Genomic DNA, 10,057 nt, shown 5'->3' with positions numbered 1-10,057 from the left:
GGTTTTTCTGGTGTGTGGTAACAACAGAATAACACTCGGAGTCAGGCTTTTTCATTTGCTATCCCAAAACTGTGGGACAGCAGTGGCCGGCAGGCTCCCTTTTTTATAACTATTTTTAATGACTATTAAGGCTGGTTTCTTACGTTAACGCTTTGGCGTCCAGGCCCAGATCATCTCAGCAGTCACGCTTTCAGTTCCTTCGGCATCTTTCAGGACGACAGGTACACTGATGTCGCCTCTTTCTTCATTCCTGAGTCTTTCAAGGTCTGCATCACTGAGCGTGGCAGTGGCTGTAAGATCACCCTTAGTGCGCTTAAGGTAGGTGAGATTCATATTGCGAATCACCAGTACGCGGCTGTCTGGCACGTTCATGGCTGTTACAAAACCTGTCGCTGATTCGGCAGCAAGCGCCATCGCAGCGGCATGCAGAGTGCCGATGTGGTTGCCTACCTTACGACGCTTTTTGATCTTAACGACACATTCATTATTAGTCAGTTTTTCTACGCGACACGATGCTGTTCCTGCGAACGGAATGATTTTTCCGATGATAAAAGAGCGTGCGCCGGTTCTCCAGCCAGCGGGCAGGCTATCAAGTTTATTCATCACTCGGTTCAGACGGTTCATAGTTATCTCCTGTCGGGCACAGCCATCATTGGGTATGACTGCGGATGCTTTTTTTTACTCGATCGCCATATCTGATCCAGGCAATCGGGCAGTTCATCTTCGCTCACTCTATTAAAGCCAGCGTTTTCATAAAACGGAATTAATTCGGGTAAAGGGAACAACCAGACCGGCTTCTCTGTGGTACGCAGTATGTAGCAGCAGAGCTCTGACGCCATTCCTTGATGGCGATAAGCAGGCAGCGTGCACAGATTGCGGAGAAGCCAGACCTCTGAATGGTCCTGAAGCCGGGTCACACAGCAGCATCGACCGGCTCTGAAGCTGGCATACAAAGTGTCATCTGGGCTTGCCCGGCCACTGTATTGCGCCGCCTTGTACAAAGCATTGGCTTCCGCGACAGTGGCCTGTCTGAAGTCAGTCAAGCTTGCTGATAAATGAACTGATGGTCTCTGCACTGGCAGATGGATCTTCAAGCATAGGCACATGGCCTAGGTCCGGATAGATTTTCACTTCTGCCTGTGGAATTACCTTTTTGAATTCCGCCACTGCTGATACATCCAGAACGCGGTCTTTCTCTCCCCACATAATTAATGCTGGCATATTTACGTTGGATGAGATCATTCGCTTCATTTCGTTCTGGTCCATGCGCTCACGGGTTGCCAGCATATCGTCGAAGATTTCTCTGTTCAGAGGCGCTCGCTCTACGGTTTCACGTATAAGTGCCGGGCGGATAGGCCAGGGCAGGGGCGGCTGCTTTTCCAGAATAAGGTCCATACGGTACTCGAACGATGCTTCATCGGTAGCAATTAGCGGATTATCACCAGCTTCGAGTTCAGCAAAAAACTGGCTCTGGTTTTCACCGTCCAGACCAGCAGAATCTATCAGGATGAGACTGGCAATATCTTCTGGAAAACGTGCTGAGTAAATAGCACTGATAGCACCACCCATGGAGTTGCCGATGATATGGAATGGCCCGAGGTTGAGGTGTTCGGCCAGTGCCTTCAGGCGCTCGGCCTGACGTTCCAGGTCATAGCTGTCTGCCTCGCTCGATTTGCCATGACCTGCGAGGTCTGGTGCGATCAGGTAATAGTTATCCGGTAACTTATCCGCAAATTGTAACCAGGTACTGTTGTTGGCAGAAAAGCCATGCACCAGCATCAGGATAGGGCCATCGCCCTTGCGGATCAGATAATTCATCTCGATGTCTGCAATGTCAGACTTTTGCTCATCCAGCCCGGCTTTCCATTCGCCCAGGTCCAGAGCTTTCTGATAGAGCGAGTCCTGCTGTGTTGCGGTACACGCGATTAATACGTAAGCGGCAGCAACAAGCGTTGCTGCTCGAAGAATATTGAACAAAGGAGTACTCCGGTCAGTGTGATGCTAAAGCGTTTGCCAGTGAACGAACGTCGTCGATGACGTCCTCCAGTTCGTCGCCAGCGATCTGATAGCCAGGCTGGCAGACAAGGAGCATGCCAGCTGCCCATTCGATGTGAAGGTGCGGATGGGCCAAAAGCCAGTTTTGGACATTTTCGGTCAGAAGCGGCCGTATTTTGTGAACAGGAAGTCCGTAGATTGGCTGCTCGGCAAGAGTGTTGGGTAGGTCCTCATGCTCAAGCCGGCTAATGGGCTTACCCTTGTCAAAGCAGTGGGTGCTTTCCCGGGCCAAGGGGCTGATCATGAGTCGGGCGTCTGTACTGATAGGGCAGGGCATAATGATCAGTGTTTGGACGGTGGGTGCTCGTCCGGTCAGACGAGTGAAATCAAACAGTAGGACAGTTTCGTCTTCGATATAGTTGGGGACGTAGCGGGGGTCTCCGGTAGACAGAATCTGAAATCCGGCTTGCCGAATGCCTGTGCTCAGCATGCGCCAGGGCTCGAAGCTCATATTCAGTCGGTCTGCGGCTCCTGCGAGTTCGGCCCGTCGACCGGGCTTGGCGAGACTGAACAGCCAGATCAGAATCCCGGCAAATGAAAGCAGAAGAACGAGCGCAGCAAATATCGTAGTCATGGGGGCAGTGTACCCCAATGTCAGCCTGAGTTCGTGATCAAAAACCGGAGGATAGGGCTGCCTGCGTCTCTGACTGTTCAGTCGCGATGTCGTCCAGCTCGAGAGTTTCAGTGTCTGCTGCAAGACCAAGTCGCACAAAAGCGCCCACCTGGCTGGTATCTGTATTGGCCAGAGGGTGATTGGTGCCCGCGTAGCTTTGCAGGGTAGCGACCTGAATCAGGTCAATCAGGTCAGGCTCGTCACGTTCGCGTTCGAAGTTGAGGTAGTCGGTAGTCACTGCGATCAGTTCGGGTGGAAAGTCCCAGGATTGAAGTACTTTCTGACCCAGCTCCTGATGCAGCTCGGCAATGGCATGATCCAGTGAAGGACCACCATGAATCAGGGAGCCAGATTGTTCTGCGTAGGATAGTAAAGGCAGTGTACCAATCTGATGAACCAGTCCTGCGAGGAGCGCCTGATCGGGAGGCAATTTAGTGAAGTGGCGCGCCAATACCTGAGCCGAAGCAGCAATTTCTGTTGCGTGTGACCAGCATGCGCGCATGCGGCGGTCGATGGCATCATTGGTTGCCTGGAACATCTGCTCCATGGCGATACCGACGACCAGGTTGCTGGTAAAGTCGATCCCCAGGCGTGAGATCGCCGTTGTAACATCCGTGATGGGCACCATAGTTCTCACCATGGGGCTGTTGGTAACCCGCAGCAGTCTTGCACTTAATGCAGGGTCTTTTGTCAGGGCTCGGGCCATGTCCTGAATGCTGGCATTTTCATCTTCAGCGATGTCCCGCACCTTCAGAGCAATTTCTGGCAGTGTTGGGAGAATCAGCTCGTCTCTGGCAATCATTCCCTCGATATCTTCTCGGGTCTGCTGGATCAGTTGGCCAGTCATGCGGGTACCTCTGCGTATGTTAAATGGTGAAACGCAGAGGACGCCGGTGCACCTGTTTGTCTGGGGCTCGCTTATCCGCGTTCGTCTTCAGTATAGAAGACTCTGCGCAGAGTGATTTTCCGGTCCCCACATTCGCCCTCGAGTGTTTCCTCGTCACTGCTTACCACGGCCAAACCGATGAATTTGCCATCACGGCATACGCGGGTGGCCAGCTCACCTTTGGCTTTACCATTGATGAGAACATCCGCCATGATGTCAGGAAGATCAGTGGCTGGTTCCACCCGATACAGGTGACGCTTACTCTTCCCTAAGTATTGCAGGCGAGCGACCACTTCCTGCCCGGTATAGCACCCCTTACTGAAGCTGATGCCGTCGTGGGCCTGCCAGTCGCAGTACTGTGGTATCCAGGCTGCGGATGATAAAGGTTGTACCCAGAGCCAGCCTGAGCTTACGTCTGCCGCGTGCCAGGCCGATTCAGAGACAAGCGGATAATTGCTGAGGTAATCGTCGGTCAGTGCATCGGGCACCCAATATTCGCAACGACCGTCTGGCCAGTTCAGTTGGCGTACATCCCCCTGACGCACCGATTTGTCGCCTGAAGCAGTGTTCAATTCGCCAATGATTCTGAGATTCTCTGTGACACTCATAGTTGCTTTGAAAAAGACGGCGTACTTTTTCAGGTGATTCACCAGAACCTCTGCCTGAAACGAAGGAAGCCGTAAAATAAATCCGGTGTCGGATCGCGCAGCGATGAAGTTAGCGATCATGCGCCCTTTTGCGTCGCAACAGGCGCCCGCCTGCCACTGCTCGCTGGTGACACTTTGCATGTCGCAGGTGAGTTGCCCCTGTAGGAATTTTTCACTGTCTGGCCCGTCTATCTGTAGCAGCGTAAACTGGCTGAGCACGGTTCTCGCCTCGCCCTGATCACTTAGGGTAGGGCTTCCGTTAGCAGGAATAAATCCCTGATCGGTGATCTGGCCGAATGTGGCGATGGTCTGAGACATGATGACTCCTTGCGGGTGGGGTAGGGACTACTGCATATGGAGGCAGAGTGTATGTGATTTCAAGGGCTGGTGTGAGACTTCGTACTGACCTTTGTTATAATGCGTCCCCCTGACAGAGGTGAATCAGAAGATGACTGAAGAAAAAGAAATTCAGGCAAAGCGGGCTATCTGGCATAGCCGCCGTGGCATGCTGGAGCTTGATGTATTGCTCTTACCTTTTGCTCAGCAACAATATGCGCAGCTGAGTGATGATGATCAGTTACGATACCGCAACCTTCTCGACAAGGAAGATCCGGATCTCTTCACCTGGTTTATGGAACATGCCGAACCTGAAGATCCCGACATGAAACGTATCGTTGATCTGGTGCTGGCGTTTGCACGCCAACCGCGCTGAGTGGATCATACGGCCGTCCGGGCTTCAGCAGCGTGTTGAAGTCCTGACCTGGCTGTCAGCAACGTTATTGCTGGTCTTTGCTCTTTTGGGAACGGCTTTCTGGGACTCGACAAATTATGCCTGGAGTCTGCTGGCCGTTGTCCCTCTGGCGCTCACGGCCCGGGCGCTCTTAACGAAGCGTGCGCCACAGCTTATCGGAAAAAACGCTGATGGTTGGTGGATGTTTAAGGAGGGAGAGAAAGTACCACTCCGGTTTCATTCCGGTAGCATTCGCCGCCGAAAACTGATTGTACTGGTTTGGGGTTTCTGGCCCTGGCAGGTGCTTGTCATAAGGCCCGACTGCTTTTTAAGTCGCGAGCCCTTCAACCACCTTAAATTCGAGTTGTATGGCAGTATCTGAACGCCCACGGTTCAGATTACAGGCTACCCAGTTCGCTGATGTATTTGGACATGAGCACGGTATCAAAGGCTCTTGGCAGTGCCTCAGGGTAGTCCCGACTGTAGTGCAGGCCACGGCTCTCTTTACGCATCAGTGCTGAGCGGATAATAACGTCGGCCACGTCAACCAGGTTACGCAGTTCCAGCAGGTCGTTGGTCACTTTGTGGTTGGAGTAAAACTCCTGAATCTCCTGACGCAGTAGTTTTACACGGTGCTTGGCCCTGACCAGTCGCTTGGTCGTACGGACAATCCCCACGTAGTCCCACATAAAGCGGCGCAGTTCATCCCAGTTGTGCGAAATCACAACGTCTTCGTCAGAATCTGTGACCTGGCTTGAATCCCAGTGTGGAACGGGGTCAGGGGCAGGGATCTGGGCAATCTGAGCTTCAATGTCTGCCGCAGCAGCCCGGGCGTATACGAGACACTCAAGCAGAGAGTTGCTGGCAAGACGGTTTGCACCGTGCAGGCCGGTACAGGCGGTTTCTCCAATGGCGTAGAGCCGATCAATATCGGTCCGGCCTGCGTTGTCAGAAACTACGCCACCACAGGTGTAGTGGGCCGCAGGGACAACCGGGATAGGGTCTTTGGTGATATCGATACCCAGCTGCAGGCAGCGATCATAAATAGTCGGAAAGTGTTCGCGTATGAACTCAGCGGGCTTGTGCGAGATATCCAGAAACAGGCAATCGGCGCCCAGGCGTTTCATTTCATGGTCGATAGCGCGTGCGACGATATCCCGGGGAGCCAGCTCGGCCCGTTCATCGAATTTATCCATAAAACGCTTACCGTTTGGCAGCAGTAGTTTGCCGCCTTCGCCGCGCACGGCTTCGGTGATCAGGAATGAACCTGCCTGGGGGTGATAGAGGCAGGTGGGATGGAACTGATTGAACTCCATATTGGCAACACGGCAGCCCGCTCGCCATGCCATGGCAATGCCGTCGCCTGAGGCACCGTCGGGGTTGCTGGTGTAGAGATAGACTTTGCTGGCACCGCCCGTAGCCAGCGCGGTTGCTTTGGCGGTGACTGCATCGACTTCGCCGGTTTTCTTATTCAGAAAGTAGCCGCCGATACAGGCGTGATGTTCAAGCCCTAGTTTGTCCCCGGTTATCAGATCAACCGCGATGTAATCATGCAACAGAGTAAGGTTCTTTCTCTCTTCTGCCTTCTGCAGAAGCGTATCAGAGATTGCATGGCCGGTAGCATCGGCAGCGTGGATAATCCGGCGCGCACTGTGCCCACCTTCCCGGGTCAGATGAAACTGATCCTCGCCATCCTTGGTAAACGGAACCCCGAGGTCGATTAACCATTGTATAGCTTCTGTAGAATTACCGACGGTGAAGCGCACGGCGGCTTCGTTACACAATCCTGCACCAGCTGTGAGCGTGTCAGCAACGTGCGCGTCGACACTGTCCTCTTCGTCGAGTACGGCAGCGACGCCGCCCTGCGCCCAACGTGTTGAACCGGCATCCATGGAGTCTTTACTGATGATCGCGACTTTCAGGTGCTCGGGCAGCGACAAGCCCAGTGTCAGGCCCGCGGCGCCGCTACCTATAATCAAAACATCAAAAGTCAGTGTCTGGCTCATGCACACAGGCTCCAGTGGTGGTAATCTCAGCTAAGCCTTCTCTCAGGCGCTGGCAAACAGGCCGCACTATAAATCGCCGGAGGCCCGTTGACAAAGAAACTCGCTCGTCACGGAACTCGTCGAATTCTGGGTGGTCTATCGGTGTGTATGTCACGAAGTGTCAAGATAATGAACTATCTGCTCTGAGACACACCGAACTTATACAGCCACTAACGGAGGGCAAGGTGTGACTCGTTCAACTAATGTTGCAGAGAAGCAACCTACAGATGCAGGTAACCAGATGACCGACCAACCAGCTTCAGACCAACAATTGGTCGCGCGGGTTCAGAAGGGTGACCGGCGGGCATTCGACCTGCTGGTGGTGAAGTACCAGCATCGTATCCTTTCTTTGGTAGGTCGGTTTGTTTCCGATCATGCTGAAGCTCAGGATGTGACGCAGGAAGCATTTATCAAAGCGTATCGGGCGCTACCCTCTTTCCGCGGAGATAGCCAGTTCTATACCTGGATGTACCGGATTGCGGTGAATACCGCTAAGAATCACCTGATCAGTCGTGGTCGTAAGACGCCGACTCAGGACATTGACCTCGACGACGCTGCTTATTTCGCAGACGAGGCCAATATGAAAGACGTAGAGACGCCGGATGGTCTCCTTCAGAGAGATCAGCTGCGCAAGGTCGTATTTGATGCGATCGAAGATCTGCCAGACGAATTACGTCGTGCAGTGACCCTACGTGAGCTCGAAGGGCTCAGTTACGAAGAGATTGCAGAGGCAATGAATTGCCCGATAGGGACAGTAAGATCCCGAATTTTCCGAGCGCGGGAAGCAATTGAAAAGAAAATGCGGCCGTTGCTCAGCGCGACTGCATAAATGCTGGATGGGTGTAGTTTATGAAGAACCGGATAAGGGAGTCTCTGTCAGCTCTCTGTGATGGCGAGTGTGACGAGCTTGAACTGAGACGTGTATTGAATCACGTCGAAAATGATGCTGAATTCCGAGAGCAGTGGGCAAACTTCCACCTGATCGGGGCAGCTATGCGCGGTGAATCCGTTGACACCGTTGATCTCTCAAAAGGGATTTTGCAGGCCATAGAAGGTGAGCCAATGGACGAAGTTCCGGGGGCTGGTCAGGCGAGTGCTTCAACAAGTGCAGCGGCGCCTGACGTTGAAACCTCTGACGCCACGCAGCCCAAAGCGTCCGTTTTGCCGGGCTGGATGGTATCAGGTGCGGTTGCTGCTTCGGTGACCATGGCGGTTCTGTTGGGTGCGCGAGTGCTTTCCGTGCCTGACGTTACGGTTGGTTCTGCTGATATGACGCTTGCCAAGGCGGAAGCTGTTCAGTCAGTGCCTGCGGTGATGCCTCAGTCTTCTGTTGCGGCTGCTTCAGTGGCTGCTGACACTCAGATGTCTGCTGCAGAACTGGCAGAAGCTCAGGAACGCCTGAAGCAATATGTGCTCGAGCACGAAGACCAGGCCTTTGGTATGGAAACGCATCAGGCTGTGCCATATGCACGTGTCGCAAACTTTGGCCAGGACAGCGGCATCCGCGAGCGCGTCCGGGCTGAAGTCAGCGCTGGACCTGCGCCAGAGTAATTTATGCTCGAGTCGTTAAGCACCCGATGTTCCACCGCGCTTTTGGCGGTGGGGCTGACGTTCGGGGTGTCTGCGAGCGCAGGCGACCAGAAAGCGTTAAGCTTAATGTCAGACATGAGTGAGGCTGTTCGCTCTCAGAGTTATTCAGGCAGCGTAATGTTTGGGTCTCCCGCTCGCTGGGAGTCGGCCCGAATCCAGCAAACCTATCGGAACCAGGGATTGGTGCAAAGGACAGACTATCTGACTGGCCTCGAGCGCTCTCAGATTCTTGCCCACGATGAAATCGTATGTATTCACGAGGGCCAGCATCAATCGGGTATGACGCCCGACGTCATGAAGCCGTTCGGTCATAATTTCCCTTCATCTCTTTCAGCGCTCGATCAGAGCTACGATTTTGCCCTCGCCGATCTTCAATCAGAGCGTGTCGCGGGTCGCCAGACGGTTTCTATCTGGATAACCCCTGAGCGTCCTGACCGTTATGCTTACCAGATCTGGTTGGACAAGGCCTCTAAGCTGCCGTTAAAAGCTGAAATGACGAATGAACAGGGTAGAGTGCTGCGACGCTATCAGTTTGTGAGTCTGGATACAGAATTTACCATGCCAGACAACGAGTCTAGGGCTGCTGATGTCGGGCACACCCTCCAATTCAGTAAGAAAAATAGCGTTGATGTGAGTCCTGAGTCGGACTGGTTCCCATCCTGGTTGCCCAAGGGGTTTCACATCCAGCAGGCGATCGAGTCTGATGATAATATTCGCATGACCTTCTCTGACGGGCTGGCTTCATTCTCTCTGTTCGTTGATCGTGTCGGGCAAGGCAGGTCGTCCTCATCCCGTGTCAGTCGACAGTGGGGCCCGGTTTCGGCTACCGTAGAAGATATTCTTACGCAGGATGGACAGCGCGTTCGCCTGAGCGTCGTTGGGGAGCTCCCTCCTATGACGCTCGATAAAGTATTGGATTCTGCGATTCCTTCGTACTCTCTCAGTATGAAGTGAAACACGCGACTGCGGCCTCGTCCGGCGTCCTCCCGATTGTAGAAAGCTGTAAAGTAAGGTCATAAATGTGAGTCAGGAAGTTGTTCAGGTCGTCGGAACAGGTGACGATGGTATCTGGGTAGAAGGTGTTCAGCAGAGCGCCTGTGGTGCGTGCAGTGCGCGCGCTGGATGCGGACAGCATACGCTCAGTAAAATGGGCAAGCCTGTTCGCTTGTGGGTGCGTACGAACGACTCTTTCAAGGTCGGAGATCAGGTCACGGTTGTGCTTCCCTCCGGGTCTCTCGCCATCAGCGCTCTGGCTATGTACGGATTACCACTATTGGGACTTATTCTGGGGGCCGTTATCGGATTTCAGGGTGGTTCTGAGTCGCAGTCGCTTCTCGCCGGGGGGTTGGGGCTGATCCTTGGGTTGCTCGCCGCACGCCAGCTTGGCAGGAAAATGCAATCTGAGTGGCAGCCAACCGTATTGAAAAAAACACACTCTACCGCAATAAATATAAACGGAGTTTCTGAATAGCGGAGATAGCCCTCGATGAA

Annotated in this window: 13 protein-coding genes; 6 read left to right on the top strand and 7 right to left on the bottom strand. The window is 53.5% G+C overall.

The features are described from left to right. Positions 1–144: 144 nt before the first annotated feature. The 6 genes from B3007_RS02785 to B3007_RS02765 all read right to left on the bottom strand — a co-directional run bounded on the left by B3007_RS02785 (position 145) and on the right by B3007_RS02765 (position 4,519). Positions 145–624 (bottom strand): DUF4442 domain-containing protein, encoded by a 480-nt coding sequence (locus tag B3007_RS02785; RefSeq protein WP_068440762.1) that lies wholly within the window; start codon positions 622–624, stop codon positions 145–147. Positions 625–626: 2 nt separating this feature from the next. Continuing rightward, positions 627–1,106: a GNAT family N-acetyltransferase gene (locus tag B3007_RS15610; RefSeq protein ID WP_368043878.1), complete on the bottom strand. Its 480-nt coding sequence runs from the start codon at positions 1,104–1,106 to the stop codon at positions 627–629. Beyond that, a complete protein-coding gene (locus B3007_RS02780; RefSeq protein WP_297533245.1) occupies positions 1,036–1,977 on the bottom strand; it encodes an alpha/beta fold hydrolase in 942 nt (313 codons plus the stop codon). Before B3007_RS02780 ends, B3007_RS15610 begins: the two co-directional genes overlap by 71 nt. Positions 1,978–1,990: 13 nt before the next feature. Then, positions 1,991–2,629, bottom strand: a complete 639-nt coding sequence (locus B3007_RS02775; RefSeq protein ID WP_301378005.1) for a hypothetical protein — start codon at positions 2,627–2,629, stop codon at positions 1,991–1,993. A 37-nt stretch (positions 2,630–2,666) separates the two neighbouring features. Then, positions 2,667–3,515: an HDOD domain-containing protein gene (locus B3007_RS02770; RefSeq protein ID WP_068440751.1), complete on the bottom strand. Its 849-nt coding sequence runs from the start codon at positions 3,513–3,515 to the stop codon at positions 2,667–2,669. Between the two features lie 71 nt (positions 3,516–3,586). Further along, entirely contained in the window at positions 3,587–4,519 is a 933-nt protein-coding gene (locus B3007_RS02765; RefSeq protein ID WP_273087538.1) for a YgfZ/GcvT domain-containing protein, read from the bottom strand. Between the two features lie 130 nt (positions 4,520–4,649). On the opposite strand from B3007_RS02765, the gene B3007_RS02760 reads away from it, so the two are divergent. Both B3007_RS02760 and B3007_RS02755 read left to right on the top strand, forming a co-directional pair. Continuing rightward, positions 4,650–4,913: a succinate dehydrogenase assembly factor 2 gene (locus B3007_RS02760; protein WP_068440743.1), complete on the top strand. Its 264-nt coding sequence runs from the start codon at positions 4,650–4,652 to the stop codon at positions 4,911–4,913. Beyond that, on the top strand, positions 4,894–5,313 hold the full coding sequence (locus B3007_RS02755) for a hypothetical protein (RefSeq protein ID WP_301378004.1): 420 nt from the start codon (positions 4,894–4,896) through the stop codon (positions 5,311–5,313). The genes B3007_RS02760 and B3007_RS02755 overlap by 20 nt, the downstream gene beginning before the upstream one ends. 16 nt (positions 5,314–5,329) lie before the next feature. On the opposite strand, the gene nadB is transcribed toward B3007_RS02755, so the two are convergent. Then, positions 5,330–6,937 (bottom strand): L-aspartate oxidase, encoded by a 1,608-nt coding sequence (nadB, locus tag B3007_RS02750; protein ID WP_068440736.1) that lies wholly within the window; start codon positions 6,935–6,937, stop codon positions 5,330–5,332. A 280-nt stretch (positions 6,938–7,217) separates the two neighbouring features. Between nadB and rpoE the strand changes: the two genes are divergently transcribed. The 4 genes from rpoE (at position 7,218) to B3007_RS02730 (ending at position 10,037) form a co-directional block, all read left to right on the top strand. Then, on the top strand, positions 7,218–7,805 hold the full coding sequence (gene rpoE, locus B3007_RS02745) for an RNA polymerase sigma factor RpoE (protein ID WP_068440813.1): 588 nt from the start codon (positions 7,218–7,220) through the stop codon (positions 7,803–7,805). Between the two features lie 20 nt (positions 7,806–7,825). Continuing rightward, positions 7,826–8,527 carry a sigma-E factor negative regulatory protein gene (locus B3007_RS02740; RefSeq protein ID WP_301378003.1) on the top strand — a complete coding sequence of 234 codons (702 nt, stop codon included), beginning with the start codon at positions 7,826–7,828 and terminating at the stop codon, positions 8,525–8,527. 3 nt (positions 8,528–8,530) lie between these two features. Continuing rightward, a complete protein-coding gene (locus B3007_RS02735; protein ID WP_301378002.1) occupies positions 8,531–9,520 on the top strand; it encodes a MucB/RseB C-terminal domain-containing protein in 990 nt (329 codons plus the stop codon). A gap of 67 nt (positions 9,521–9,587) precedes the next feature. Continuing rightward, positions 9,588–10,037: a SoxR reducing system RseC family protein gene (locus B3007_RS02730; RefSeq protein WP_301378001.1), complete on the top strand. Its 450-nt coding sequence runs from the start codon at positions 9,588–9,590 to the stop codon at positions 10,035–10,037. Positions 10,038–10,057 lie beyond the last annotated feature (20 nt).

The sequence above is a fragment of the Thalassolituus sp. UBA675 genome (assembly GCF_002297765.1).
GTDB lineage: Bacteria > Pseudomonadota > Gammaproteobacteria > Pseudomonadales > Oceanobacteraceae > Thalassolituus.
The sequence above is the reverse complement of the archived record's forward strand: the minus strand, read 5'-3'. Positions and strand labels throughout refer to the sequence as shown.